The organism is Cellulosimicrobium sp. KWT-B (assembly GCF_002127155.1).
GTDB lineage: Bacteria > Actinomycetota > Actinomycetes > Actinomycetales > Cellulomonadaceae > Cellulosimicrobium > Cellulosimicrobium funkei.
Genome location: NZ_NEDO01000004.1, coordinates 156,553 through 182,484 on the forward strand (window position 1 = coordinate 156,553; position 25,932 = coordinate 182,484).

Here is a 25,932-nt window from a genome sequence, read left to right on the forward strand (position 1 = left end):
CCACGGCGGCCCCCGCGCGGGTCGACACGCCGTCCGCACCGGCTCGGATCGACCCGCGCGGCCCGCGTCGGGGAGAATGGCGCTCGTGGAAGACGCGGTGAGTCGTGAGGTACGGATCTGCGTCGTCGGCGACGAGCTGAGCGCCGGCGTCGGCGACGCGAAGGCCCTGGGGTGGGCGGGGCGCGTCGTCGCGCGCACGCGCTTCCCCCAGCCGGCGTACGTGTTCCCGCTCGCCATCCCCGGCGAGACGACGACGGCCCTCAGCCAGCGCTGGGAGGCGGAGACCGCGCGCCGGTTCTCCCCCGAGCCGGACGTCGACAACCGCCTCGTCATCGGCCTCGGCCGCCACGACCTCGACGCGGGGCTGTCGGTCGCGCGCTCGCGCCTCAACCTCGCGAACGTGCTCGACGTCGCGGAGTCCCACCGCCTGCCGACGTTCGTCGTCGGGCCGCCGCCGGGCCACGCGCAGGACGCGGAGCGCCTCGCGGAGCTGTCCCACGCGTTCTCGGACGTCGCGAACCGGCGCCGCGTCCCCTACGTCGACACGTTCAGCCCGCTCGTCACGCACGAGCAGTGGCTCGCCGACCTCGCGCAGAGCGGGAACGGCTTCCCCGGCCAGGCGGGCTACGGGCTCATGGCGTGGCTCGTGCTGCACACCGGCTGGCACGCGTGGCTCGGCCTGCCCGACGACACCGTCTGAGCCCGCGCAGGGACGCACGAGCGAGAGGGAGGCGTGGTCGCGGACCACGCCTCCCCCTCGCCGTCGGGGCGGTACCGCTCAGCCGCGCGAGACCGTGAGGTCGCCCGAGACGGTGCTCGCCGACACGTAGGCGCCGCCCGCGCCGTGCTGGTCGACGTGGTCGACGGACGTCGTGCGCTGCGCGCTGGAATCGAGGCGCACGCCGTCGAGCACGGCCTTGCCGGTGACGCTGCGGGCCTTGAGGTTCACGGCCGAGCCGGCGCCGAGGCGCACGGCCACGTCGCCGGAGACCGTGCGCGCGTCGACGAGCGGCGTGCTCTCGCGCGCGACGACCTCGACGCCGCTCGTGACGGTGCTGACCGACACGCGCCCGAGCGTGCCGCCGAGCGTGACGGTGCCGGACGCGGTGGTCACGTGGACGTCGCCGACGTGCTCGCCGACGTCGACGGAGCCGGTCGCCGTGCGGACCGACGCCGTGCCCGAGACGCCCTGGACGCGGACGGCGCCGGTCCCGGTCGTGACGGACACGTCCGCGCGCGTCCCGACGACGGTCGCCGCGGCGCGCGCGGTCGTCACCTTGAGCGGGACGCTCGCGGGCACGGTGACCCGCACGACGGCGCGGTCCTTGTCGCGCAGGCCCTTCGCGCGGTCGACGAGGCCCTCGATGCCGGCGAAGTCGTACCCGACGCGCAGCTCGCCGTCGTGCACGCTCACCTGCAGCGGGCGCTCGGACACCTCGCTCACGTCGAGGTGCGCCCCGCTCTCGCGGCCGGGGTCGGCGACGACGTCGACCGACCCGTCCGTGAGCTGGACGACGACGCGCCGGACGTCCGCGACGTCGACGCTCCGGGGGGCGTTGATGACCCAGGACTCGGTGCTCATGCGCTTCTCCTCGTTCGGTTCTCTGGTGCGTGGTCGGTGGTCTCGGGACGTCAGGGCAGGGTGGACCGCACGGCGCGGCGCGCGCTGTCGAGCACGGTGCGCAGCGTGTCGACCGTCAGCTCGGGCACCCCGCCGGTCGCGTCCGCCCGGCGCAGGTCCGCGCGGAGCTCGTCGCGGAAGCGCTGGAGCACGGCCTCCGCCTCGGCACGGCGCGCGGTCGACTCGCGACGGCGGGTGTCGTGCTCGCCGTCGCGCGGGCGGGCGCGCGCCGTCTGGGCGGCGGCGGCGAGCTCGGCACGCAGCCCCCGCAGGGAGCCCTGCACGTCGGCGCGCAGCGCCTCGGCGCGCTGGCGCACCGTCTCGGCGATGCCGTGCTCGAGCGCCGCGACGTCCGCGCGCCGCGCCTCGATCTCGGCGCGCCCCGCGGGGGTCAGCTCGTACGTCGTCTTGCGCCCGTCGGCGCTGCGGTGGACCAGGCCCTCGTCCTCGAGCCGCGCGAGGCGCGGGTAGATCGTCCCGGCGCTCGGGCGGTACGTGCCCCCGAACCGCTCGGAGAGCTCGGTGATGAGCTCGTACCCGTGCTTGGGGCCGGACGCGAGGAGCGCGAGCAGGTAGAGCCGGAGCTGGCCGTGGGCGAAGACGGTGGCCATCAGCGGTCCACCGGGCCGCTCGCGGAGGCCGGTCGGCCGGCGGGAGCACCGGGGCTGCCCCACGCCGGGGCGTCCGGGGCCGCGTCCTGCACCGGGGGCACGTCGGCCGGGGCGGACGACGTCCCGGCCGTCCCCCGCAGGACCGTGACGTCGCCCGAGACGGCCGAGACGCGGACGGGCGCGCCCGCGCCGAGCCGCGCCGCGCGGTGGAAGGAGCGCGCGGACCCGCGCTGCTCCTCGCCGTCGACGACGAGCCGGCCGCTGAGGCAGCGCACGGCGTAGTCCATCGCGTCCGGGTCGGGCAGGCGCACGAGCACGTCGGCGGAGACGGCGCTCACCGTGATCTCGTCCGGGGTCGTGCGCGTGTCGACGGTCACGGAGCCGGAGACCGAGTCGAGCCGCAGCGAGCGCAGCGCGCCCGTGGCGGTGAGGCCGCCGGAGACGGACTCCATCCGGACCGGGCCGTCGTGCTCGCTCGCGGCGACCTCGCCGGAGACGGTGTCGACGCGCAGCGGGCCGCGCGTCCGGCTCGTCATGACGGCGCCGGACACGGTCGCGAGCCGCACGCCCTCGCGGGCTCCCGCGACGAGCGCCTCGCCCTGCACGGTCGCGACCTCGACCTGCGCGCCCGCCGGGACGGCGACGTGGACCTCCGCGGCGTCCTTGCCGGTGTAGGTGCGGAAGCGCTCGAGGAAGCCCTTCCAGCCCGCCTCGAACGGGCCGTAGCCCACCCGCAGCGTCGTCCCGTCGAGCCGCACCTCGAGCGCGCGCCCGCTCACGGAGTGCACCTCGACGCGCGCGTCGGTGCGTGTCGGGTCCTCGTGCGCGACGACGTCGATGCGCCCGCCGATCATCGTCGCGTCGAGCCGGCGCACGAGCGCGAGGTCGATGGCCTGCGGACCGGTGAGGGTCCAGAGCTCCTGCGTCATCCCGCGCTCCGTCCTGGTCGCCGCGCGCGCCGGTTCGACCAGGACGGCCGGGCAGACACTCGCGATATATCTCGTTCCGCCAGACACGATATATCGCGTGCTCGACCGTGACAAGGGGTCGCGTGTGGGACCATGGGAGACGGACTGGACACGCCGAGACCGGTCGTTCCACGTCGACACCCGTCGAGAACCGCCGAGACCGGCAGCACTCCCCGACCGTCAGGAGAACACCATGAGCAAGCGCGGACGCAAGCGTCGCAGCCGCAAGGGCAACGCCGCGAACCACGGCAAGCGCCCCAACGCCTGAGACGGCGCAGCCCCCGCGAGGGGGAGCACGGAAGAGGGCCCGGACCGACGTCGTCGGTCCGGGCCCTCTCTCGTGCGCGCAGGCCCCAGGGGCTGGCCCCCGGGCCCGGGTCAGCGGGTCTCGACGACCGTCGTCGTCGTGACCATCACGGTGAGCTGCGTGTGGATGCGCTCCCGCAGCCCTGCCGGCGCCTTCTCGTGGCACGAGCGGCGCACGAGCTGCTTGACGAGCTCCTCGACGCTCAGCTCGGCCAGGCACGGCGAGCAGTGCGCGACGTGCTGGCGCATGCGCAGCTCGTCGTCGGGCGTCATCTCGGAGTCCAGGTACTCGTACAGGTGCGTGAGCGCGTGCTCGCACTCGGACTCGCCCACGGTCGAGTGCGGGATCGGGGTCACCGGCTCCTCGACCGGACCCCGTCCGGGCTCACGGGTCTCTGACGTGCTCACGACTCACCTCCGGGGCTCTTCGCGCCCACCAGTCCTCGCCTCGCGGCGTAGTCGGCCAGCAGCTCGCGCAGCTGGCGCCTGCCTCGGTGCAGGCGGGACATGACCGTGCCGATCGGTGTCCCCATGATCTCCGCGATCTCCTTGTACGGGAAGCCCTCGACGTCGGCGTAGTACACGACCATGCGCCGGTCCTCGGGGAGCTCCTGGAGCGCGCGCTTGACGTCCGAGTCCGGCAGGCGGTCGAGCGCCTCCGCCTCGGCCGAGCGCAGGCCCTGCGACGTGTGCGACGCCGCGCGCGCGATCTGCCAGTCCTCGACGTCGTCCGTCTGCGCCTGCTGCGGCTCGCGCTGCTTCTTGCGGTACGTGTTGATGAACGTGTTCGTGAGGATCCGGTACAGCCACGCCTTGAGGTTCGTGCCCGGGCGGTACTGGTGGAACGCCGCGAACGCCTTCGCGAACGTCTCCTGCACCAGGTCCTCGGCGTCCGAGGGGTTGCGCGTCATCCGCAGCGCGGCGGAGTACAGCTGGTCGAGGTACTGCAGGGCGTCCCGCTCGAACCGGGCGGCGCGCGCGGCGTCGCTCTCGGCCTCCGGGGCGCGGTTCGTGTCCTCGGCGTCCGTCGCGTCGGCGAGCGGCGTCGTGCCGGCGGGCGCACCGTCGTCCGGCGTCGTTCCCGACGTCGTCGCAGGGCTGCCGGAGACGTCGCTGCCGGAGATTCGCTCTGTCATCAACAACGAGCCTAGTCCCCCGTTCGTCTGGGTGTTCTCTGAGGCCTCCCGCGCACGGCTCGGCACCGACCACGCGGCGGCGAACGCGGCGTCCGGAGCCGGGGCCCCCGGGGTCGGCGACGCGACCCGGGCGGCGGGTGCGGGAGTCTGGAGCAGGGCGGTCACGAGGGGTGCAACCCGCGAGCGCCCCCAGTCATTCCCGGCCCGGGCACCGCCGCGGGTGGCGCCGTCCCGGGGGGCGCGGCAGGCTGGGACCCACCGGAGGACGCCCGCCCAGGGCACCGGCGAGTCACCAGCGATGAGGAGAGAACCGATGCTGCTGCGTCACCTCGCGAGGCCCATGCTGGCCTCGTGGTTCGTCTACGACGGGGTCCAGGCCGCGCTCAAGCCGGCGGAGCACGTGCGGGCCGCGCGCGCGGGCGTCGAGCTCGTCGAGAAGCGCGTCGGCATCGAGGCCCCGCTCAGCGAGCGGCAGGTGACGACGCTCGTCCGCGCCCACGGCGCGGCGACGGCGGTCGCGGGCCTGTGCCTCGCCGTCGGCAAGGCGCCCCGGACCGCCGCGCTCACGCTCGCCGCGCTCACGGTCCCGCTCGCCGTCGTCAACCAGCCGTTCACGGGCGGCGAGGCCACGCGCACCGAGCGGACGCGGAAGTTCGTCGCGAACGTCGGCGCGATCGGGGCCGCGCTCATCGCGGGCGCCGACTACGAGGGCCGCCCGGGCGTCCAGTGGCGTCTCGAGCGGGCGCGGCACGACCTCGCGCTCGCCAAGCAGGCGAAGCAGGAGGCCGTCGTCGCGGGGGCGAGGAGCACGGCGAAGGACGTGTCGCGCTCGGCACGACGCGCCGCGAAGGCCGCCCAGGACGCCGCACAGCACGCCGCGAGCAGCACCGCGGGCGCCGTGCACGACGCCGGGGCCGCCGTCCGCGCCAAGGTCGCCTGACGCGTCGAACCGCGCCGCCGCGCCCGTCCGCCCGGCGGGACCGGCCGCCGTCGGGCCACGACGCTCCACTAGCCTGGACGCCATGACGACGCAGCCCCCCGCGCCCACCGACGCACCGTCCCCCGCCCCGGCCGACGCCTGGGTCGCGCCCACGGCGCGCGGGCCGCTCGACGCGACGGTCGAGGTCCCGGGGTCGAAGTCGCTGACGAACCGGCTGCTCGTGCTCGCGGCGCTCGCCGACGGTCCCGGGACGCTGCGCGGCGCGCTGCGCAGCCGCGACGCCGACCTCATGATCGCGGCGCTGCGCGCGCTGGGCGTCGGGGTCGAGGAGGGCGCGTCGCCGACCGAGCTGCACGTCACACCCGGCGCCCTGCGCGGACCGGTCGACGTCGACTGCGGCCTCGCCGGGACGGTCATGCGCTTCCTCCCGCCGGTCGCGGCGCTGGCGGACGGCGCGGTGCGGTTCGACGGCGACGAGGGCGCGCGGGTGCGGCCCATGGGCCCGGTGGTGGCGGCGCTCAGCGCGCTGGACGTCCCGGTCGCGGGCGACGACGGCGGCAGCCTGCCCACGACGCTCCCGTTCACCGTGCGCGGGCGCGGCCGCGTCCGCGGCGGGTCCGTCGACATCGACGCGTCGGCGTCGAGCCAGTTCGTCTCCGGGCTGCTCCTCGCGGCGGCGCGCTACGACCAGGGCCTCACGGTCCGGCACGTCGGGCACACGCTGCCGAGCATGCCCCACATCGAGATGACGGTGGAGGTCCTGCGGGAGGTCGGGGTCGTCGTCGACGACTCGCGCCCGGCGATCTGGCGCGTCGAGCCGGGGGCGATCGCGGCGCGCGACGTGCAGGTCGAGCCCGACCTGTCGAACGCCGCGCCGTTCCTCGCGGCCGCGCTCGTCGCCGGGGGCACCGTGCGCGTCACGGGCTGGCCGACGGCGACCACGCAGCCCGGCGCGATGGTCCCCGAGCTGCTCGAGACCATGGGCGCCACGTCGTCCCTCGACGGCGACGTGCTCACCGTGACGGGCACGGGCGAGGTGCGCGGCGTCGACGTGGACCTGCACGCCGCCGGCGAGCTCGCTCCCACGATCGCCGCCCTCGCGGCCCTCGCCGACGGGCCCAGCCGCCTGCGCGGCATCGCGCACCTGCGCGGGCACGAGACCGACCGCCTGGCCGCGCTCGCGACCGAGATCACGCGGCTCGGCGGGCAGGCCGAGGAGACGCGCGACGGGCTCGTCATCACGCCGCGCCCCCTGCACGGCGCCGTCTTCCGCACCTACCACGACCACCGCATGGCGACCTCGGCCGCCGTGATCGGGCTGCGCGTGCCGGGCGTCGGCGTCGAGAACGTCGCGACGACGGCCAAGACGCTCCCCGGCTTCGCGGGCATGTGGGAGCGGATGCTCGGCGGCTCGGGAGCGGCGGCCCGCTGATGGCCCGCGTCCCGGACGAGTCCGACTTCCGCTCGCGCCCCGGCAAGCGCGGCAGCCGCCCGCGCACCAAGCAGCGCCCCGAGCACGCGGACGCGGTGACCGGGTTCGTCACGGGCGTGGACCGGGGCCGGTACACGCTGCTCGTGGGCGGGACCGACGACGGGACGGTCGTCGGCGCCGAGGACGAGCGCACCGTCCTCGCGATGAAGGCGCGCGAGCTCGGGCGCACGCGGATCGTGTGCGGGGACCGCGTCGACCTCGTCGGCGACGTCACCGGGGACGACGGCTCGCTCGCGCGCATCGTCCGCATCCAGGAGCGGTCGTCGGTGCTGCGCCGCACCGCCGACGACACCGACCCGTACGAGCGCGTCATCGTCGCGAACGCGGACCAGCTCGTCGTCGTCACCGCCCTCGCCGAGCCCGAGCCGCGCACGCGCATGATCGACCGGTGCGTCGTCGCCGCGTACGACGCCGGCATGGACGTCCTGCTGTGCCTCACCAAGGCGGACCTCGCCGACCCGGCGCCGCTGCGCGCGCTGTACGAGCCGCTCGGCGTCTCCGTCGTCGTCACGCGGCGCGCGCCCGACGGCCTCGCGCCGGACGGCTGGGCCATCGAGCCGCTCGACGCCGTCCGCGAGGCGCTGACCGGTCGCACGTCGGTGTTCGTCGGGCACTCGGGCGTCGGCAAGTCGACGCTCGTCAACGCGCTCGTGCCCGGCGCCCGGCGCGCGACGGGGCACGTCAACGACGTCACGGGGCGCGGCCGGCACACGTCGACGTCGGCGGTCGCGCTGCGCCTGCCGGGCGGCGGGTGGGTCATCGACACCCCGGGCGTGCGGTCGTTCGGGCTCGCGCACGTGCAGGTCGACCACCTGCTGCGCGCGTTCGAGGACCTCGACGCCGTCGCCGCCGCGTGCCCGCGCGGGTGCACTCACCTCGACGACGCGCCGGACTGCGCGCTCGACGACTGGGTGGCGGACTCTCCCGACGACGCCACCCGTGACGCCCGCGCGGCGCGGCTCGAGTCGTTCCGGCGCGTGCTCGCCTCGCGCACCGGCGCCGCCTGAGCCCGCACCCCGCGCGGCGCCTCCCCCGGCCCGTGCGCGCACCGCTACGGTGTGAGCCATGACGCCCCCCTCGACGCGCGGCTACGACGACGACCTGCGCCTCGCCCACGTGATCGCCGACCAGGTCGACGCCCACACCCTGTCGCGCTTCAAGGCGCTCGACCTGCACGTCGAGTCCAAGCCCGACTCGACGCCCGTGAGCGACGCCGACCGGACCGCCGAGGAGATCATCCGCGGCCAGCTCGGCCGGGCCCGCGGCCGCGACGCGATCGTGGGCGAGGAGTACGGCGAGACGGGCCACGGCGCCCGCCGCTGGATCGTCGACCCGATCGACGGGACGAAGAACTTCGTGCGCGGCGTCCCCGTGTGGGCCACGCTCATCGCGCTCGCCGACGGCGACGAGGTCGTCGTCGGGCTGGTGTCCGCGCCCGCGCTCGGCCGGCGCTGGTGGGCCTCGAAGGGCACCGGCGCGTGGACGGGCAAGTCGCTCGCCGCCGCGTCGCGCCTGCACGTCTCGGGCGTCTCGTCGTGGTCCGACGCGTCGCTCGCCTACGCGTCGCTCGACGGCTGGGAGGAGCGCGGCAAGCTCGAGCCGTTCCTCGACCTCATGCGCGGCGCGTGGCGCACGCGCGGCTACGGCGACTTCTGGTCGTACATGCTCGTCGCCGAGGGCGCGGTCGACGCGGCCGCCGAGCCCGAGCTCGAGCTCTACGACATGGCGGCGCTCGTGCCGATCGTCACCGAGGCGGGCGGACGGTTCACGTCGCTGGACGGCGCCGACGGCCCGTGGGGCGGCAACGCCGTCGCGACGAACGGCCTGCTGCACGACGAGGTGCTGGGCCGCCTGGGCTGACGGGCCTCGTCACCCCAGGCGGCGTCCCAGGTTCGGTCTGCCCCGGGTTCGCCCCGGCCTCAGCCGCGCGGCACGTCCTTGAGCTCGGACCAGTCGTACCAGAGCAGGTCGCGCTCGCCCACGCGCTCGATGGCCGCGTCGAGCGCGGCGTCCGCGTCGGGACCGTCGTCGTCCGCCGCGGCGAGCACGGCCTCGACGTCCGCGACCGCCTCCGGCTCGTCGACGTGCACGCACACGATCGCGACGTCGGGCACCGTGCGCAGCACCTCGACGGCGCTCGGGGCGGGCGCGTCCTCGTCGTCGGAGTCCTCGGCCCCCACGACCTGGACCGCGCCGTCGGGCACCTCGAGCGTGACGACCAGGCGCTGCCGCGGCGCGTCCGGGCGTGACGCGACGAGCGCGAGCGAGTCGTCCGCCGCCTCGAGCGCCGCCGCGTACTCGAGGCCCTCCTCGTCCTCGTCGGGCAGCGCACGCGTCAGCGCGGCGGTCACGGCGTGGGCGCCGCGCGGGGCGACGGTCCAGCGGGCGGCGTCGGCGGTCACGGTGACGGCGTCGAGCTCGTCGAGCGTCGCGGGGAGATAGATGCGCATGGGTTCAGTGTGCCGCCTCGAGCACCGGACCGGGCGCCGCACCACGCCCGGACGGGGCGGCCTCCCGCACTGCCTCCGCGAGCCGGGCCAACGCGTGCCGGGCAGGGCTCGCCGGGGCGGTCTCGCCGAGCGTCCTCCCCTCCCGGAGCGCCACGTCGACGGCGGTGTCCTCCGGGACGACGTGCAGGTCCTCGACACCGGCGTACCGCGTCATCGCGTCGCGCACCGCGCGCTCGGGCCGTGGCCCGACGACGCTCGCCCGCACCCGGTTCACGACGACGACCCGGGCCGCGGCGGCCGCCGCCCCGGAGTCTCCCAGCTCGTCGAGCGCGCGGACGAGGCGCTGGAGCCCGACCGGGTCCCCGCCGCCCACGACCACGACCACGTCCGCGTCGCCCAGCGCGCTGAGCGTCGCGTCGTGGCGCTGCGGGGCCCGGGTGTCGTAGCTGAGCAGCTCGTCCTGCTCGATGCCGAAGCCGCAGTCGACGACGGTCCAGTCCGCGACCGACCGCGCCACCTGCCACACCGCGTCGAGCGACGGGCCCGGCAGCTCGGGCCAGCGCGCCGCCCGGGCGAGGCCCGTGAGGACGCGGACGCGGGGCACGAGCACCGGGGCCAGCGCGCGGAGGCCCGCGGCGTCGAGCACGCCCTGACCGGCGCTGCGGGCCGCGGCAGCGAGCCCCGGGGACTCGTCGAGCAGCCCGAGGCGCTGCGCGACCGTCCCGCCGTACGTGTCCGCGTCGACGAGCAGCACCTCGGCCGGAGGCCCGACGGCAGCCGTGGCAGCCGCGTCGACCTCTCGCGCGCGGCGTGCGGCGCGGCGACCCCGGGGCCGCCCCGCGGGTGCCGGGCCCGCGAGCTCGACCGCGAGGTTCGTCGCGACGGTCGTGCGGCCCGGCGCCCCGGTCGGGCCCCAGACGGCGACGGTCCGGCCGTCGCGCCGGTCGCCCTCGCCGTCGGCCGGCACGGGCGCCGGGACGCGGGCGGGCGCTCCGGGCGGGCCCGCGTGCGCGGTGCGCGCCGGCACGACCGCCCGGACGGCGTCGCACAGGGTGCCCGGGGACCGGTCCACGTCCACCACGGTGTCCACCCCGTGGGCCCGCAGCCGGTCCTCCTCCCACGTGCCCCCGGGGGCGAGCGCGACGACCCGGACGTCGTGCGCGTGCAGGTCGGCCACGGCCTGCCGGTCCAGCGCCGGGAGGTCGTGCGAGACGACGGCGACCCGCCCGGCCCCCGCGGCCGCCGCAGCGAGCAGCTCGACGACGTCCGCGCAGCGCCGCGTCACCCGCAGCCCCGACGCGTCGAGCGTCGTGACGACCTCCGCCTCGCGCGCCCCGCGGACCGCGCACAGGACCGTCGTGACCGTGGTCGCGCCGCTCACCCCGCACCGCCGACCGGGACGAGCGCGAGGGTCCCCTCCCCCGCGACGGCGGCGAGCACGGCGGGGAGGTCGTCGACCTCGACGAGCAGGTGCACCGTCGTCGGCCCGCCGACCACGAGCGTGCCCTCGCCCTCGTCGACCTGGGCGACCGTGACGCCGCCGACGAGCATCTCCGGCACGGCGCCCGGTCCGTCCGGGGCGTCCTGCGCGACGTCCGGGGACGGTGCGGCGGCGGCCTCCGGGACGTGCCAGAGGTCGACGTCGGCGCCGGCCACGATCCGCTCCGAGAGGCCCGACGTCACGGGCACCGCGACCGCCCGCACCGCGAGGTCGGTGGCGGCGCCGAGCGCCGTCGCCGGGACGAGCTCGCCCGCGGCCACCGTCCGCAGGACGACCGCCTCGTCCGGGAGCCCGTCCTCGACGAGCAGGTAGCGGTCGGTCTGCGCGCCGAGCCGCACCTCGACCGTGCGCAGCTCGGCCGCACCGACGGTGGTGCCGGGCGTCAGCGGCGTCCCGGCCGCGTACACCGCGACCGTGCGGCTCGCGCTGCTCACGGCCCAGGACCCCAGCGCGACGGACAACGCCACCACGACGACCCCCACGAGGAGCCGTGGGTCCTTCCAGCCCGGCCGCCGCAGCCGCGCGGCGGGCGGGGGCGTCGCGGCCCCCGGGACGGGTCGTTCCACGGTCGTCGTCATCCATCTCCCCCTCGGTGGTCGGCACGTCGCCCGTGCCGCGGCTTCATGATCCCCGGTCGGCGGGGCGCGTGGCAGGGCCTGTGGACGAGCACCTCGACGGGGCGTGCGCGTGCCAGACTGACGCCATGCCCCAGCGGTTCCTCACCCTCGCCGACGTCACGGACGAGCTCAACATCTCGGCGGCGCAGGCCTACGCGCTCGTCCGGTCGGGAGAGCTGCCCGCGATCCAGGTGGGCGGTCGTGGTCAGTGGCGGGTCGAGGTGAGCGAGCTCGAGGCGTACATCCAGCGCATGTACGCGCAGACGCGCCAGCGCATCGAGGCGGGCGACTTCGACGGCTGACGGCACGCCGTCGCGCCTCCGCCGACCCGTGCCGCGTCCCCACGCCGTCGTGCGACGGCGTCCCCGCTCCCCCGGCTCCCCCTGCCGCGCGCTCACCTCGGTACGTACCCCGTCTCCGCCTCGCTGACGCACACGACGGCCGACCAGCGGACCACCCGCGCGCCGTGAGTGCTGCCGGGCGACGGCTCGAGGTCGAGATGGTCCTTCCCCACCCGGGCGACCCACCCGGAGTAGGACCCGGCGGCCGTCCGCACCTGGACCGGTCTCCGGTCCCGCTGGAGCGCGCGCAGCGCGTGCCCGAGGCCGAGCGCCGCCGACCGGGACGAGCGCGGCGGGTCGGCGTGCCGCCCGAGACCTCGCACCGCGACCACGGCGTCCAGCGGGACGAGGTGCTGCCGGCGCCCGTCGACGACCAGCGCCCACTCCTGCGCGACCTCCCGCACCTCGCCGGTCACCGCCGACGCGTCGCGGAGCTCGAGCGTCACGGGCCCCGGCGCGGCGCGCAGCCGCTCGGTGAGGAGCACCGTCGCGTGCTCCGCCCGGGTGAGGTCGGCGACCGCGGCGACGCGGTCCTGCGACTCCGCCGCGGCGAGCTGCGCCGCGAGGTCGTCGAACAGGGCGTCCCATCGCATCGGCACACCGTAGCGGGGTGCCACCGCACCCGACCCTCGGTCGTCCACATCACGGGACGGGCCTGGACAGGCGTCGATCCTGCACGCTTAGATCGACGTGTCGTCATCAAACGACACCAAATGACATCAAAGGCTGTCGAGTGCGCGACGGCAGGCAGGGGGCAACGATGGACCGGGGTACTGCTGCATCCCGACGAGCCGGGGGTCTGCTCGTCCTCCTCGCGCTCGTCCTCGTCCTGGGCGGCGCGACGACCGTCCTGTCGCTCCGGGCGCTGCACCTCGTCGACGTGCTCCCGACGCACCGCGTCGAGCCCTGGGTGGAGCTCGGCGCGGTGTCGGTCGGCGCGCTGGCCGCACTCTGGGTCGCGCTCAGCGCGCTCGTCGCGCTGGCCTGCGTGGCTGCCGGTGCCGCCGGGCGGTCCTGGACGACGGGAGAACGCCTCCTGCGCCGCGCGGCGCCGGCCGTCGTCCGGCACGCGGCGCGCGCCGCCGTCGGCGCCACCGTCGGCGCGGGCCTGCTCGTCGCCGACGGGACGGCGCACGCGGCGGCCCCGGCGGACGACCCGGGCGTCGTCGCCGTCGATCTCGGGTGGCGACCCAGCGGTGCCGTCGCCGGGGGCGAGGGCACGGTGTCGGGGAACGGCGCGTCGGAGAGCGCCGCTTCGACGTCCCGGACGACCCCCGGCGCCCCGTCCGCCACGGCGGACGGCTCCACGGCGGGTTCCGACGGTCCGTCGAGCACCCGGGCGGACGCCGCGCCGGGCCAGCCCGCGCCGGTCACCTCGGTGCCGCCGTCTTCGGTGCCGCCGTCGTCCGTGCCGGCGCCTTCGGTGCCGCCCTCCGGGGTGCCGGGGGACGCCGGCACGTCGCAGGACCCCCACCGCTCGCACGGTGCCACCTCCGCGGCGACCGGCGCGACGCCGTCGACGAGCGCGGAGAGCGCTGGTACGGGCGACGCCACCGACTCCGGAGGGGCGCGCGCCGGGGCGGGCGTCGTCGGCCAGGAGACGGAGGCCTCCGGCGCCGCGGGACCGACGGTCGCCGCGGAGGGGGCCTCGTCGGACGCCGCCCGCCAGCGCGACGCGGCGCTGGCCGTGACGCGCGACGTGCCCAGTCCGGAGACCGCGCCGGAGGTGGTCGTCGTGCGCGGCGACTCGCTGTGGTCGATCGCCGCCCGGCACCTGCCCGCGGGGTCCACCGACGGGCAGGTCGCGGAGGCGGTGGAGCGCTGGTACGCCACGAACGCCCACGTCGTGGGCGCGGACCCCGACCTCGTCCGGCCGGGCCAGGTCCTCGTCGCGCCGTCCGCCTGACCCGGCGCCGACCTCGAAGGAGCCCCACCATGACCGCTCCCCTGCTGGCCGGCGCGCACGCCCCGGTCACCACCGTGACACCCGCGGCCGCACCGACGGCCCCTCCTACGAGCGGGGCCACGGTCCGCCCGCTCCGCTCGACGATCGTCCCGGCCGCCCCGCCGGCGCGGCTGCTCCGCTGCCTCGGCGACCCGACCGTCGCCACGGTCGACGTGACCGACCCGACGGCGGCCCGCGTGCCGCAGCACGTCGTGCGGGGTCGTCCCCTCGGGCGCCCGACGGCGCCCGTGCCGCTGCCGGACCCGACCGCGCTGTGCTGCGCCGTGGTCCGGGCTGCGGTCGAGGTCGTCCGGGGCGAGCGCACGGTCGGACAGCTCGCGCGGTGGGTGTCGCCGGAGATCTACGAGGCGCTCGCCCGGCGCGCCCGGCTCGTGGCCGACGGCCCGGGCGAGACCCCGGCCCGCCCGGTCGCCGTCCGCCGCGCGCGGGTCCTGCGGATCGGCGACGGCGTCGCCGAGGGGACGGTCGTCGTCCAGGACGGGGACCGGGTCCGCGCCGCCGCAGCGCGGCTGGAGGCGCGCCGCGGAGCCTGGCGCGTGGTCGCGCTCGAGATCGGCTAGCCCCTCCCGGAGCGGGCACGACGACGCCCTTCCCGGACCCGACACCCCGACGCCCTTCCCTGGCTGGGCGCGACGACGGCGAGGCGCCCACCCGCAGGTGGACGCCTCGCCGTCGTCGTCAGGGCACCCGGCGGACGGGCACCCGGTCAGGCCTCGTTCTGGCCGTGGCAGACCTTGTACTTCTTGCCGGAGCCGCACGGGCACTGCGCGTTGCGGGGCGTGCCCGGGAAGGTCCGGCCGTCGCTCTCGACCGCCGTCGCCTCGCCGTGCAGCGCGCGGCGCGAGCGTCGGCCCGCGTCGCCGGACACGACGGCCTGGCCCGTGCCGTCCTCGCTCGGGGCGGTGTACGACAGCGGGACCTGGCGGTCGGGGCCGTCGAGGCCCTTCGCGATGAGCGTGCCGGGGCGGTCGCCGCCCGGGCCCTCGGCCGCAGCACGTGCCGCCACCGGCTCCGGCGCGACCGGCGCGTCCTCGACGGGCGCGTCCTCCACGGAGGCGTCCTCGACCGGCTCGTCCGCGACGGGGGCGCCGTCGACGGGCGCGTCCTGCGTCGGAGCCGCGTCGCGCTGCGCCGCCGCCGCGAGACCGGCCGCCGCACCCGCCGACGCGGCACCCGCCGCGCCGCCGAGCGCCTGGCCCGCGGCCGACTGCGCGGCCTGCGCCGCACCCGCGACGGAGATCGCCGGCGCCTGGCCCGTGGCCGAGCCCGGCTCGGCGACCTTGACCTCGAGGTTGAAGAGGTACCCGACCGTCTCCTCCTTGATGGCCTCGGTCATCGCCTGGAAGAGCTGGAAGCCCTCGCGCTGGTACTCGACCAGCGGGTCGCGCTGCGCCATCGCGCGCAGCCCGATGCCCTCCTTGAGGTAGTCCATCTCGTAGAGGTGCTCGCGCCACTTGCGGTCGAGGACCGAGAGCGTCACGCGACGCTCGAGCTGGCGCATGTTCGCCGCGCCGAGCTGCTCCTCGCGGTTCTGGTAGGCGATGCGGGCGTCCGAGAGGATCTCCTCGAGCAGCATCTCGCTCGTGAGCCGCGTCTCGCCGCCGGCCTGCTCCACGACCTCGTCCACCGTGATGGAGATGGGGAACACCGCCTTGAGCGCGGTCCACAGCCCCTCGAGGTCCCAGCTCTCCGGGTTGCCCTCGGCCGTGGCGCCCTCGACGTACGCTGTGACCACGTCGGTGAGGAAGTGCTGCACCTGCTCCTGCAGGTCCTCGCCCTCGAGCACGCGGCGGCGCTCGTCGTAGATGACGGTGCGCTGGCGCGACAGGACGTCGTCGTACTTGAGGACGTTCTTGCGGATCTCGAAGTTGCGCGACTCGACCTGGCCCTGCGCGCTCGCGATGCCGCGCGTCACCATCTTCGACTCGAGCGGCACGTCGTCGGGGAACCCGGCGCGGTTCATCATCGACTCGGCGAGCGTCGAGTTGAACAGGCGCATGAGGTCGTCCTGCATGGACAGGTAGAACCGGGACTCGCCCGGGTCGCCCTGACGGCCGGAGCGACCACGGAGCTGGTTGTCGATGCGGCGCGACTCGTGCCGCTCCGTGCCGAGGACGTACAGACCGCCGAGCTCGCGGACCTCGTCGTGCTCCGCGGCGACCGCGGCCTTCGCCTTCTCCAGGGCGTCGGGCCAGGCGGCCTCGTACTCCTCCGGGTTCTCCGCCGCGTCCAGGCCGCGCGCCGCGAGGTCCGCGACCGCCATGAACTCGGCGTTGCCGCCGAGCATGATGTCCGTACCGCGGCCGGCCATGTTCGTCGCGACCGTCACGGCGCCCTTGCGGCCGGCGAGCGCGACGATCGCCGCCTCGCGCTCGTGCTGCTTCGCGTTGAGGACCTCGTGCGGCACGCCCTGCTTCTTCAGCTTGGACGACAGGAGCTCCGACTTCTCGACGCTCGTCGTCCCGACGAGCACCGGCTGGCCCTGGGCGTGGCGCTCGACGATGTCCGCGACGACGGCGTCGAACTTGCCCTCCTCGTTCTTGTAGACGAGGTCGGGCTGGTCGACGCGCTGCATCGGGCGGTTCGTCGGGATCGGCACGACGCCGAGCTTGTAGGTGCCCTGGAACTCCGCCGCCTCGGTGTCGGCGGTACCGGTCATGCCCGCGAGCTTGGAGTACAGGCGGAAGTAGTTCTGGAGCGTGATCGTGGCGAGCGTCTGGTTCTCCGCCTTGATCTGCACGCCCTCCTTGGCCTCGATGGCCTGGTGCATGCCCTCGTTGTACCGGCGGCCGGGCAGGATGCGGCCCGTGTGCTCGTCGACGATCATGACCTCGCCGTTGAGCACGACGTAGTCCTTGTCGCGCTTGAAGAGCTCCTTCGCCTTGATGGCGTTGTTGAGGAACCCGATGAGCGGCGTGTTGAGCGACTCGTACAGGTTGTCGATGCCGAGGTAGTCCTCGACCTTCTCGATGCCGGGCTCGAGCACGCCGACCGTGCGCTTCTTCTCGTCGACCTCGTAGTCCGTCCCGGGGTTGAGACGGCGCACGACCTTGGCGAACTCGCCGAACCAGCGGTTCGTGTCGCCCGAGGCCGGGCCCGAGATGATGAGCGGCGTGCGCGCCTCGTCGATGAGGATCGAGTCGACCTCGTCGACGATCGCGAAGTTGTGGCCGCGCTGCACGAGGTCGTCCGTGGACCACGCCATGTTGTCGCGCAGGTAGTCGAAGCCGAACTCGTTGTTCGTCCCGTACGTGATGTCGGCGGCGTACTGCTCGCGCCGCTGCGCCGGCGTCTGGCCGGACAGGATGACGCCGGTCGACAGGCCCAGGAAGCGGTACACGCGGCCCATGAGCTCGGACTGGTACTTCGCCAGGTAGTCGTTCACCGTGACGACGTGGACGCCCTTGCCCTCGAGCGCGTTGAGGTACGCGGCCGTCGTCGCGACGAGGGTCTTGCCCTCACCGGTCTTCATCTCGGCGATGTTGCCGAGGTGCAGCGCCGCGCCGCCCATGAGCTGGACGTCGAAGTGCCGCTGGCCGAGCGTGCGCCGCGACGCCTCGCGCACTGCGGCGAACGCCTCGGGGAGCAGGTCGTCGAGGGTCTCGCCCGCCTCGAGGCGCGCCTTGAAGCGGTCGGTCTCCTCCCGCAGCTCCTCGTCGGTGAGATCCTCGAAGCCGGGCTCGAGCTTGTTCACCTGGTCGGCGATGCCGGACAGCTTCTTGAGGATCCGGCCCTCGCCGATGCGAAGGACCTTGTCGAGGATCGAAGGCACGCAGGACTCCCGTATCGATCGGTGCCCGGGCCGGGTGGTCCGGGAGCAGAGCCGACGCTCTGCCGCGCGGGCGCGCACGGCAGCGGACGTCGGCAACGTCACACAACATCGTAGGGGAGTCGGGGCCGCGCCGGTCCCGTCCGGGTTTCGCCGACGACGAACCTCTCCCCCGCGACGTCGTCCGCCAGCCTACGGCGAGGGCCACCCAGGCCGGGCGCCTCGTCCACCGCCGAAGCGACGGTCGGGACGACCGCGACGGCGACGGCAGCGACGGGAACGGCCGCGACGACGTCAGTGCGCCGCGACCTCGGCGGCGAGCGCGGGCGCCAGGTCCCCCGCCGGGGCGACGTCGACCTCCGGCACCCCCAGCCAGCGGCCCAGCACGTGCAGCTCGGCGGCGAGGCGCGCCGCCGTCTGCGGCCCGGCCGCCTGCTCGCGGTGCGCCGACTGCACGCGCAGCACCCCGGCCCGACGGTCGGCCTTGAGGTCGACGCGCGCGGTGAGCGCCTCGCCCTCGAGGAAGGGCAGGACGTAGTAGCCGTGGACCCGCTTCGCCGCGGGCACGTAGATCTCGATCCGGTAGTGCACGTCGAACAGCCGCTCGAGGCGGGTCCGCTCGAACACGAGCGGGTCGAACGGGTTGAGCAGCGTCGTCCCCGTCGCGCGCCGCGGGAGCGCCGCGTCCGCGTGCAGGTAGGTCGGCTCGTCCCACCCCCGCACGGTCACCGGGCGCAGGGTCCCCGCCTCGACGAGCTCGTCGAGCGCCGTCCGCACCGCGGGCCCCTTGAGCCGGAAGTAGTCGCGGAAGCAGCGCAGCGTCCCGACCCCGTGCGCGCGGGCGCCGATCTCCAGCAGCGCCCGGACGGCGTCGGCGTCCGCGACCGGCGGCGCCGCGACGACCTCCGGCGGGAGCACGCGCTCCGTGAGGTCGTAGCAGCGCTCGAACGCGCCGTTGCGCCGCGCGGACGTGATCTCCCCCGTGAAGAAGAGGAACTCGAGCGCGCGCTTCGCGACCGTCCAGTTCCACCCCCACTGCGAGCGGTCGCGCGGGTGCGCCCGCCCCTCGGCCTCGAGGATCTCGTGCACCTCGCTCGCGGTGATCGGGCCGCGCTCCGTGACGAGCCGCCGCACGTCCTGGACCGCCTCGGAGTGGCTCATCTCGACCGCGCTGATCGTGCCCCACGCCTCCGTGCGGTACCGCCGTCGGCGCCACTCGAGCAGCGGCCACGTGCTGGGCGGCACGTAGGACGCGACGTGCGCCCACGTCTCCACGAGCCGACGCGGCGCACGGCCCGCCGCGCGGTCGAGCAGCGCCGTGTCGTACGGGCCGAGCCGCGCGTACAGCGGCATGAGGTGCGCCCGCGCGAGCACGTTGACCGAGTCGATCTGGAGGAGTCCCAGGCGGTCGATGACGCCCTGGACCTGCCGCATCGTCGGTGCACGGCCCCCGGACCCGGCACGCGCGCCGACGTCGGGGCGCTCCCGGTGCAGCCCTTGCGCGGCGAGCGCGACACGGCGCGCCTGGGACAGGGACATCGACTCGGACCTCGACGGCGTGGCGACCACCCCCCGATCCTGCCCTCCCCCACCCACACGCCCACCCGCCGCCCACCCGCCCCCGCCGAGCAGGCGGTCCCGGCGCGTCCCGGCCGCCGGACCCGCCACGACCACCTGCTCGGCCGACCGGGATCGCCTGGTCGGCGGCGGGCGGCGGGCGGCGGGCGGCGGGCGGCGGACGGTGGGCAGCGGGCGGCGGGGTCGGTCAGCGGACGACGGGTCCGGACAGCACGACGCGCCCGGACCCTCGAGGGTCCGGGCGCGTCGGGTGCGGTCAGGCGCTCTTCTCGACCGAGGCGTCGGCGCAGTCGCAGGACGTGTCGAGCGCGACGACGCCGTACGTCCAGCCGCGGCGGCGGTAGGCGACGGACGGGCGCGACGTCTCGATGTCGACGAAGAGGAAGAAGTCGTGGCCGACCATCTCCATCTCGTACAGCGCGTCGTCCACCGTCATGGGCTCCGCGGTGTGCAGCTTCTGCCGGATGACGACGGGCGAGTCGCCGAGCGTCGTCTCGACGGCCTCCCCGGGCGCGGTCGGCGCGGTCGGCGCCGGCGGCGGGGGTGCCTCGTGCGTGGCCGGGTCGTAGGGACGCACGTCGACGGGCGGCACGACGGTGTGGTTGCGGTGGTCCTTGCGACGGTCGCGGGCGCGGCGCAGCCGCTCCGCGAGCTTGTCCATCGCGAGGTCGAGGGCGCCGAACCGGTCGTCGGCCGCGGCCTCGGCGCGGACGACGGGTCCCTTGGCCCGCACGGTGAGCTCGACTCGTTCGCGGACCCCCGAGAGCCTCGGGTTGTTCTCGTGGGTGACCTCGACGTCCACGCGCTGCGCCGTGGGCGCGAGCTGCTGGACCTTGGCGAGCTTGTCCTCCACGTGCCGGCGGAAGCGGTCTGCCACTTCCGTGTGCCTGCCGACGACGACGATCTCCATGTGAGCCTCCGCGAGGATCTAGTGCGACGCCCGGCCCGGTGCGTCCGGGCGCCTCGTTCGGATTCGGTAGGAGCACCCGCTGCCGGGTGCGGTGGGCTACCACCTCCTTGCGGCGCAGGGCCGCGCGCTCGGTACGCTCGCGCGGCGGCGCACGTGTCCTGCACGTCCGTCGTCCGCGGCGACTGGCCCTCAGCCTAACCCCCGGTCCGGGGTGTCGGCAGCACCAACGGGAGGTGAACGAGGGGACCTTCGGCCCCCGCGGCGCGGACCTCACGGAGGCTGCCCGGCGGACCGCCGTCGTTCGCCCGGCGACGGGGTCGCGGCGAGCGCGACGGCGCCCAGCACGAGAGCGCCCGCGCTGGTCAGAGCCCTCTCGCACGCGGCGAGCGTCGCTCCCGTGGTGACGACGTCGTCGACGAGGAGGCACGCCACGACCGGTGCCGGCGCGCCGGTCGACGGGCGCCGCCCGGGCGGTCCCCGGCGCGCTGCGGCGGCCGGTCCGACGAGCGGTCGGACGAGCCCTCCGGCACCGGCCCCGAGGAGTTTCCCGGGGGCGACGGCGACCGTGCCGAGACGGGCCCCGCGCGCCCGCGAGCCGAGCCCGACCTGGTCTCGGGCGCGCCCGCGGTGCACGAGGAGCGCGGCGCTCCGGGCGGGGGTCCCCGAGGTGTCGAGGCCGGCGGCGACCGCACGCGCGAGCAGGGCGACGGGGTCGCGCCCGCGGGCGCGACGCGCGGCCCGCGTCGTCGGTGCCGGGACGACGAGCACCGGGCACCCCCGGGGGCCCTCCCCCGGGACCGCCCCGACCCCAGACCCGAGCGCGGGACCGTGCGCGGGGCCGCGCCCCGGCCCGAGCACGGCTCCGAGCACCGGCCCCAGCGCGGTGCCCGCGCGCCACGCGGCGTCCGAGAGCGGCCGGTCGAGGTCCGCCCTACCGCGGTCCTTCCAGGCGACGACGACGCCGCGCACGGGCCCCGTGTACGCCGCCGGCGCCCACACCGGCAGGGGCGCGACGCCGTCGAGCCGGTCGAGGCGGGGCGCCCCACGTTCGCGCCGCCGGAGCGGGGCGCGCAGCGGCGCGAGGCAGGGTTCGCACCACCGGACGTCGGACGCGTCGCAGCCGGGGCACGCGACGGGCAGGACGAGGCGAGCGACGTCGTCGAGGGCGGAGAGGAGCACCGGGCCAGCGTGCCCGGTGGCGCGAGCGTCCGGCACCGGCGGACCGGCCACCTGTGGACGACGCGCGCACCGCGGGCTCCCGACCCGCGCCGTCCGGGAGCCTGTGGTCGCCCGGCGCGCCGCGCGCCGCCGGGCGCGCGGCGTCTCAGCCGGGGTACGTGGGCAGCCGGACCTCGGTGGCGATCTTGGTCCAGAGGCTCGACGTGCCCGCGGCGTACAGGCTGCTGTCGCTCGTCCCGACGAGCGTCGTCCCGACGCCCGTGGCCGACGCGAGCGAGACGGCGCCCTCGACGGGCGAGGCGGCCACCGTCGGTCCCCCGACGGGCACCCGCTGGACGACGACCTCGGACTCGCCGGACGCCCGGCCGAGCACCCCGAGGAGCGCGCGGTCGACCCAGGTCACCTGCGTCGCGGCGGCGATCGGCTGCCCGACCCGGACCGGTGCGGAGAGCTGGGTCGGCCGGCCGGTCTCGTCGCGGACGATGCCCGCGACGTGGACCTGCGCCCCGGAGCCCGAGTCGCTGACGACGGCCACCCGGGCGCCGTCGGGCGCGACCCGCAGCGACATCACGGTGCGCCCGTCGAGCCACGGCGCGGCCACCTCGGAGACCGCCGCGTCGCTGCCGGCCTCCCGCAGGTCCACGACCTGCAACGACCCTGCCTGCACCTGCGGGCCGCTCCACACGTACTGGAACCGGTCGATCGACGGCGCGACGAGGCTCGTCCCGGTGAGGAGCGTGACGGGCCCGGCCTCGGCCGTCGGCGCCGTGACGAGCCGCCCAGCGCCGTCCCGCACGACGTACGTGGCGTCGTCGGCCCGGCCGCGGAAGGCGAGCGCGGTGGGCTGGAGCCCGGCGAGCGGGGCGGCCGACGTCACCGCCCGCGTCGTGCGCCCCTCCAGGCTCATGACCTGGTCGCCCGAGAGCACGACCGGCTCGTCGGGCGTGGTGGCGACGCCGATGGTCGGGACGTCGTCGGCCGAGAGCTCCGAGCCGCCGACGCCCACCGTGATGTCGACGGGCACGCCGAGCGAGGCCTGGAGCTGCGCGATGAGCATCGCGCGGTCGGCCGGCGACGCCGCGGTCACCGGGTCGGTGAGGGGCACCGCGACCCTGCCCTCCACCGGCGGCACGGAGTCGATGCTCAGCGAGGTGCCCTCGGGCGCGACCGTCGCGACGGACCCCGCGAGCCAGTCCGCCGGTCCGCGCAGCGTCTCGCGGACCGCGAGCGCCTGCCAGTTCCGGCTCGGGAACCAGCGGGCGTCGGGCACGAGGTAGGCCCGGTCGAGGGTCGGGAAGTAGAGGTTGGCCTGCTTGAAGGTGCGCGCGAAGTTCGTGGCCGTGATCGTCAGCCCGTCGTCGACCACGTCGATGCGCCACTGGTCGTCGGCGTCGCGGACGAGGCCGTAGGAGACCTCGGTGGTCCGGCCGGGCGCCTGCTCCGTGTAGACGCCGCGCTCGTCCACGGTGCCCACGACGTCGGCGGTGGCGCGGACCGTCGTCGTGCCGCCCTCGATCGCGGCCTCGTCGACGTCGAGCTGCGGCACGTCCTCGAGGATCGCGACCTGGGAGACGGGCGACCAGTCGTCCTGCGCGTCGCGCGTGAGGAACTCGGACGCGACGTCGAACGAGCCGCGCGCGCCCTGGGCCTGGGCGGCCAGGAAGCCGCGGACGATCTGGTCCGGCGAGGCGTCGCGGCGGGGCGAGGCGGCGCTGACGAACGGCTGGCCCGGGTCCTCCGGCGTCGCCTCGCCCTCGACGACGGGCCCGGACGTGGGGATCGAGGCGCACGCCGCGAGGGCGGCGACCCCCACGGCCGCGAGCCCGGCCGCGAGCGCGCGCCCGACCCGGCGCCGCAGGTCCGCCTGCCCCGCGGTCGGACGCCGCACGGTCCCCGTCGTGGTCATCGCCCCTCCTGGACGTCGTCGGGGCCGGCGGCCGGACCGCCGCCGGAGCCGGGCACCGTCGCCCGGCCGGGCTGGGGCGCGTGGTCGCGCGGGATGACGACGGGGATGCCGCCCGTGACCGACGGCAGGTCGGCGGGGCCCGCCGTCCCTTCGACGTCCTCGACGACCGGCGTCCGCACGCTCCACTCCGCGGGCAGCCCGCGGCCGGCGGCCGCCTCGGAGACGAGCGGCAGGGGGGACGACTGGAGCCGGATCCCGGCGCGCCGCGGGAGCGTGAGCCGGAAGCTCGCGCCCCGGCCGGGGCGGCCCCACGCCTCGAGCCACCCGCCGTGCAGGTGCGCGTCCTCCAGGGAGATCGCGAGCCCGAGGCCCGTGCCGCCGGTCGTGCGGGCGCGAGCGGGGTCCGCACGCCAGAAGCGGTCGAACACGTGCTGGACCTCGTCGGTCGTCATCCCGACCCCGTGGTCGCGGACCGTCACCGCGACGGCGTGCCCGTCGCCGTCGACCGTGATCTCGACCGGCCGCTCCTCGGCGTGCTCGATCGCGTTGACGACGAGGTTGCGCACGATGCGCTCGACCCGCCGCGGGTCGATGTCGGCCGTGACGGGCTCGTCGCCGAGGTGGACCGACAGCCACACGCCCTTGCGCTCGGCGAGCGGGGCGGCGTGGTCGACGGCGGCGTTCACCACGTCGCGCAGGTCGCGCCGCTCGGCGTCGAGGACCGCGGCGCCGGCGTCGAACCGGCTGATCTCGAGCAGGTCGGCGAGCAGGTCCTCGAACCGGTCGAGCTGGGCCTGCAGGAGCTCGGTCGAGCGTCGCGAGACCGGGTCGAAGTCCTCGCGCGACGCGTGCAGCACCTCGGAGGCCATGCGGATCGTGGTGAGCGGCGTGCGCAGCTCGTGGGACACGTCGGAGACGAACCGGCGCTGGAGCATCGACAGCTCCTCCATGCGCCCGATCTGCTCCTGGAGGCTCTGCGCCATCTCGTTGAACGAGTGCGCGAGGGACGCCATCTCGTCGTGGCCCTTGACCGGGAGCCGCTCGTCGAGGCGGCCGTCCGCGAGCCGCTCCGCGACGCTCGCGGCCTGGCGCACCGGGAGCACCGCCTGGCGCGTGACGAGCGCCGTGATCCCGACGAGCAGGGCGAGCAGCACGAGGGCCCCCACGAGCAGGACCGACTGGAGGAAGCGCAGCGTCTCCTGGTCGGCCTCGAGGTCGTAGAGGTAGTAGAGCTCGTACGTGCCCGCGACCGGCACCTCGACGGTCGAGCCCACGACGATGCCGGGCACCACCCCCGACGACTCCGGGTGCGCCGGGTCGACCGGGATCGCCACGGACTGGAGGTACTGCTCGCCGTCCGCCGCGACGGTCGCCGCGCGCATCTCGGGCGACACGAGGCCGTCGAGCTGCTGGTCGGTCGACTGGTCGAGGAAGCCGACCGTGCCCGACCCGCCGGACTGCCAGAGGAAGACGTCGCGCGACGACCCGGTGGTCTGGAGCATGGAGAAGAGGTCGAAGAGGAGCGACTGGGCCTCGGTCGGCGTCGACGCGGGCGACGCGTCGAGCGTGCGGCGCGCCTGCTGCGTGGACTGGGCGCTCTCCTGGTCGAGCTCGGCGGCACGCCGCTCGTAGAGGCCGTCGCGCATGGCGTCGGTGAGGTAGGCGCCGAGCGCCCCGACGGTCAGCACGCCGACGACGAGCGCCGACGTGACGACGCGCAGCTGCATCGACGAGCGCCAGCGCCACACCACCCGGCGGACGGTCGCGCGCGCCCGGCGCCGGACGCGGCGCCAGAGCCCTCGCCCGCGCCCGTCGGCGGAGCCGGCCGTCGTGCTCACGTGCGGGTCGCGCCCGCCTTGTAGCCGACGCCGCGCACGGTGAGGACGATCTCCGGGTTCTCCGGGTCGTGCTCGATCTTCGAGCGCAGGCGCTGCACGTGGACGTTGACGAGCCGCGTGTCCGCCGCGTGCCGGTAGCCCCAGACCTTCTCGAGGAGCACCTCGCGCGTGAAGACCTGCCACGGCTTGCGCGCCAGCGCGACGAGGAGGTCGAACTCGAGCGGGGTCAGGGACACCTGCTCGCCGCCGCGCGACACGCGGTGCCCCGTGACGTCGATCTCGACGTCGCCGATGGACAGGTGCTCGGGGGCGGGCTCCTCCGTGCGGCGCAGGCGCGCCCGGATGCGGGCGACGAGCTCCTTGGGCTTGAACGGCTTGGAGATGTAGTCGTCGGCACCCGACTCGAGGCCGAGCACGACGTCGACCGTGTCGCTCTTCGCGGTGAGCATGATGATCGGGACGCCCGACTCCGCCCGGATGAGGCGGCACACCTCCGTGCCGTCCTTGCCCGGGAGCATGAGGTCGAGCAGGACCAGGTCCGGCTGCGTGGTGCGGAACGTCTCGAGCGCGAGGTCGCCGTCCGCGCAGAACACCGGTTCGAAGCCCTCGGAGCGCAGGACGATGCCGATCATCTCGGCCAGGGCGGTGTCGTCGTCCACCACGAGCACACGAACCTTCATGCGGACATCTTGCCATCGACGGGCCCGACGTCGGGGCGGCCGGGCCCCGCGGCGAGGGTGAACCCGCGGGCGGGGGCGCACCCGGCGGCGCGAGCCGGTCGGCCGCCGCGCAGGGCCGCGTAC

The 25,932-nt window shown here is 76.0% G+C and carries 25 protein-coding genes; 9 read left to right on the forward strand and 16 right to left on the reverse strand.

Features of this window, described 5'->3' with window-relative positions:
• Positions 1 to 76 precede the first annotated feature (76 nt).
• Positions 77 to 700: a GDSL-type esterase/lipase family protein gene (locus B9L22_RS13500; protein ID WP_031316757.1), complete on the forward strand. Its 624-nt coding sequence runs from the start codon at positions 77 to 79 to the stop codon at positions 698 to 700.
• Between the two features lie 78 nt (positions 701 to 778).
• Here the strand turns inward: B9L22_RS13500 and B9L22_RS13505 are convergent, their stop codons facing one another.
• The 3 genes from B9L22_RS13505 to B9L22_RS13515 are packed head-to-tail and all read right to left on the reverse strand — an operon-like array spanning position 779 to position 3,161.
• Complete coding sequence (locus tag B9L22_RS13505; RefSeq protein WP_061269170.1) at positions 779 to 1,582, reverse strand: hypothetical protein; 804 nt, start codon at positions 1,580 to 1,582, stop codon at positions 779 to 781.
• Positions 1,583 to 1,632: 50 nt separating this feature from the next.
• Positions 1,633 to 2,232 carry a PadR family transcriptional regulator gene (locus B9L22_RS13510; RefSeq protein WP_076405974.1) on the reverse strand — a complete coding sequence of 200 codons (600 nt, stop codon included), beginning with the start codon at positions 2,230 to 2,232 and terminating at the stop codon, positions 1,633 to 1,635.
• On the reverse strand, positions 2,232 to 3,161 hold the full coding sequence (locus tag B9L22_RS13515; protein WP_086150778.1) for a DUF4097 family beta strand repeat-containing protein: 930 nt from the start codon (positions 3,159 to 3,161) through the stop codon (positions 2,232 to 2,234). Before B9L22_RS13515 ends, B9L22_RS13510 begins: the two co-directional genes overlap by 1 nt.
• A 232-nt stretch (positions 3,162 to 3,393) precedes the next feature.
• On the opposite strand from B9L22_RS13515, the gene B9L22_RS20760 reads away from it, so the two are divergent.
• Positions 3,394 to 3,468 (forward strand): 50S ribosomal protein bL37, encoded by a 75-nt coding sequence (locus tag B9L22_RS20760; RefSeq protein ID WP_099052597.1) that lies wholly within the window; start codon positions 3,394 to 3,396, stop codon positions 3,466 to 3,468.
• Positions 3,469 to 3,578: 110 nt separating this feature from the next.
• On the opposite strand, the gene rsrA is transcribed toward B9L22_RS20760, so the two are convergent.
• A complete protein-coding gene (gene rsrA / locus B9L22_RS13525) occupies positions 3,579 to 3,914 on the reverse strand; it encodes a mycothiol system anti-sigma-R factor (RefSeq protein ID WP_233140117.1) in 336 nt (111 codons plus the stop codon).
• Entirely contained in the window at positions 3,911 to 4,642 is a 732-nt protein-coding gene (locus tag B9L22_RS13530) for a sigma-70 family RNA polymerase sigma factor (protein ID WP_044144549.1), read from the reverse strand. Before B9L22_RS13530 ends, rsrA begins: the two co-directional genes overlap by 4 nt.
• Positions 4,643 to 4,955: 313 nt before the next feature.
• On the opposite strand from B9L22_RS13530, the gene B9L22_RS13535 reads away from it, so the two are divergent.
• The 4 genes from B9L22_RS13535 (at position 4,956) to hisN (ending at position 8,934) form a co-directional block, all read left to right on the forward strand.
• Complete coding sequence (locus B9L22_RS13535) at positions 4,956 to 5,582, forward strand: DoxX family membrane protein (protein ID WP_086150781.1); 627 nt, start codon at positions 4,956 to 4,958, stop codon at positions 5,580 to 5,582.
• A gap of 82 nt (positions 5,583 to 5,664) precedes the next feature.
• A complete protein-coding gene (gene aroA, locus B9L22_RS13540) occupies positions 5,665 to 7,014 on the forward strand; it encodes a 3-phosphoshikimate 1-carboxyvinyltransferase (protein WP_086150782.1) in 1,350 nt (449 codons plus the stop codon).
• Positions 7,014 to 8,081 carry a ribosome small subunit-dependent GTPase A gene (rsgA, locus tag B9L22_RS13545; RefSeq protein ID WP_086151002.1) on the forward strand — a complete coding sequence of 356 codons (1,068 nt, stop codon included), beginning with the start codon at positions 7,014 to 7,016 and terminating at the stop codon, positions 8,079 to 8,081. The genes aroA and rsgA overlap by 1 nt, the downstream gene beginning before the upstream one ends.
• 58 nt (positions 8,082 to 8,139) lie before the next feature.
• Positions 8,140 to 8,934, forward strand: coding sequence for a histidinol-phosphatase (gene hisN / locus B9L22_RS13550; RefSeq protein WP_021482063.1), 795 nt, complete (start codon positions 8,140 to 8,142; stop codon positions 8,932 to 8,934).
• A 59-nt stretch (positions 8,935 to 8,993) separates the two neighbouring features.
• Here hisN and B9L22_RS13555 read toward each other — a convergent pair whose 3' ends face one another.
• From B9L22_RS13555 to B9L22_RS13565, 3 genes are read right to left on the reverse strand one after another with little or no spacing between them, the layout of a single operon-like run.
• Complete coding sequence (locus tag B9L22_RS13555) at positions 8,994 to 9,524, reverse strand: hypothetical protein (protein WP_043655874.1); 531 nt, start codon at positions 9,522 to 9,524, stop codon at positions 8,994 to 8,996.
• 4 nt (positions 9,525 to 9,528) lie between these two features.
• Positions 9,529 to 10,905: a hypothetical protein gene (locus B9L22_RS13560; protein WP_086150783.1), complete on the reverse strand. Its 1,377-nt coding sequence runs from the start codon at positions 10,903 to 10,905 to the stop codon at positions 9,529 to 9,531.
• Positions 10,902 to 11,603, reverse strand: a complete 702-nt coding sequence (locus tag B9L22_RS13565; protein WP_086150784.1) for a hypothetical protein — start codon at positions 11,601 to 11,603, stop codon at positions 10,902 to 10,904. The genes B9L22_RS13560 and B9L22_RS13565 overlap by 4 nt, the downstream gene beginning before the upstream one ends.
• A gap of 125 nt (positions 11,604 to 11,728) precedes the next feature.
• Between B9L22_RS13565 and B9L22_RS13570 the strand changes: the two genes are divergently transcribed.
• Positions 11,729 to 11,944 carry a helix-turn-helix domain-containing protein gene (locus B9L22_RS13570; protein WP_061269161.1) on the forward strand — a complete coding sequence of 72 codons (216 nt, stop codon included), beginning with the start codon at positions 11,729 to 11,731 and terminating at the stop codon, positions 11,942 to 11,944.
• A 92-nt stretch (positions 11,945 to 12,036) separates the two neighbouring features.
• On the opposite strand, the gene B9L22_RS13575 is transcribed toward B9L22_RS13570, so the two are convergent.
• Entirely contained in the window at positions 12,037 to 12,576 is a 540-nt protein-coding gene (locus B9L22_RS13575) for a hypothetical protein (RefSeq protein ID WP_086151003.1), read from the reverse strand.
• A 167-nt stretch (positions 12,577 to 12,743) separates the two neighbouring features.
• Between B9L22_RS13575 and B9L22_RS13580 the strand changes: the two genes are divergently transcribed.
• Entirely contained in the window at positions 12,744 to 13,889 is a 1,146-nt protein-coding gene (locus tag B9L22_RS13580; RefSeq protein ID WP_086150785.1) for a LysM peptidoglycan-binding domain-containing protein, read from the forward strand.
• A gap of 29 nt (positions 13,890 to 13,918) precedes the next feature.
• Positions 13,919 to 14,509, forward strand: coding sequence for an Rv3235 family protein (locus tag B9L22_RS13585; RefSeq protein ID WP_086150786.1), 591 nt, complete (start codon positions 13,919 to 13,921; stop codon positions 14,507 to 14,509).
• Between the two features lie 146 nt (positions 14,510 to 14,655).
• Here B9L22_RS13585 and secA read toward each other — a convergent pair whose 3' ends face one another.
• The 7 genes from secA to mtrA form a co-directional block, all read right to left on the reverse strand.
• Positions 14,656 to 17,721, reverse strand: a complete 3,066-nt coding sequence (gene secA, locus B9L22_RS13590) for a preprotein translocase subunit SecA (protein ID WP_086150787.1) — start codon at positions 17,719 to 17,721, stop codon at positions 14,656 to 14,658.
• A gap of 291 nt (positions 17,722 to 18,012) precedes the next feature.
• Positions 18,013 to 19,257: a winged helix-turn-helix domain-containing protein gene (locus tag B9L22_RS13595; protein ID WP_085388696.1), complete on the reverse strand. Its 1,245-nt coding sequence runs from the start codon at positions 19,255 to 19,257 to the stop codon at positions 18,013 to 18,015.
• Between the two features lie 295 nt (positions 19,258 to 19,552).
• Entirely contained in the window at positions 19,553 to 20,206 is a 654-nt protein-coding gene (gene hpf / locus B9L22_RS13600) for a ribosome hibernation-promoting factor, HPF/YfiA family (protein WP_021482087.1), read from the reverse strand.
• Between the two features lie 270 nt (positions 20,207 to 20,476).
• Positions 20,477 to 21,385: a ComF family protein gene (locus B9L22_RS13605; protein WP_086151004.1), complete on the reverse strand. Its 909-nt coding sequence runs from the start codon at positions 21,383 to 21,385 to the stop codon at positions 20,477 to 20,479.
• Between the two features lie 145 nt (positions 21,386 to 21,530).
• A complete protein-coding gene (locus B9L22_RS13610) occupies positions 21,531 to 23,291 on the reverse strand; it encodes an LpqB family beta-propeller domain-containing protein (RefSeq protein ID WP_086150788.1) in 1,761 nt (586 codons plus the stop codon).
• Positions 23,288 to 25,129: an MtrAB system histidine kinase MtrB gene (mtrB, locus tag B9L22_RS13615; RefSeq protein ID WP_369824835.1), complete on the reverse strand. Its 1,842-nt coding sequence runs from the start codon at positions 25,127 to 25,129 to the stop codon at positions 23,288 to 23,290. The genes B9L22_RS13610 and mtrB overlap by 4 nt, the downstream gene beginning before the upstream one ends.
• On the reverse strand, positions 25,126 to 25,809 hold the full coding sequence (gene mtrA, locus B9L22_RS13620; protein ID WP_034655451.1) for an MtrAB system response regulator MtrA: 684 nt from the start codon (positions 25,807 to 25,809) through the stop codon (positions 25,126 to 25,128). Before mtrA ends, mtrB begins: the two co-directional genes overlap by 4 nt.
• Between the last annotated feature and the right edge of the window lie 123 nt (positions 25,810 to 25,932).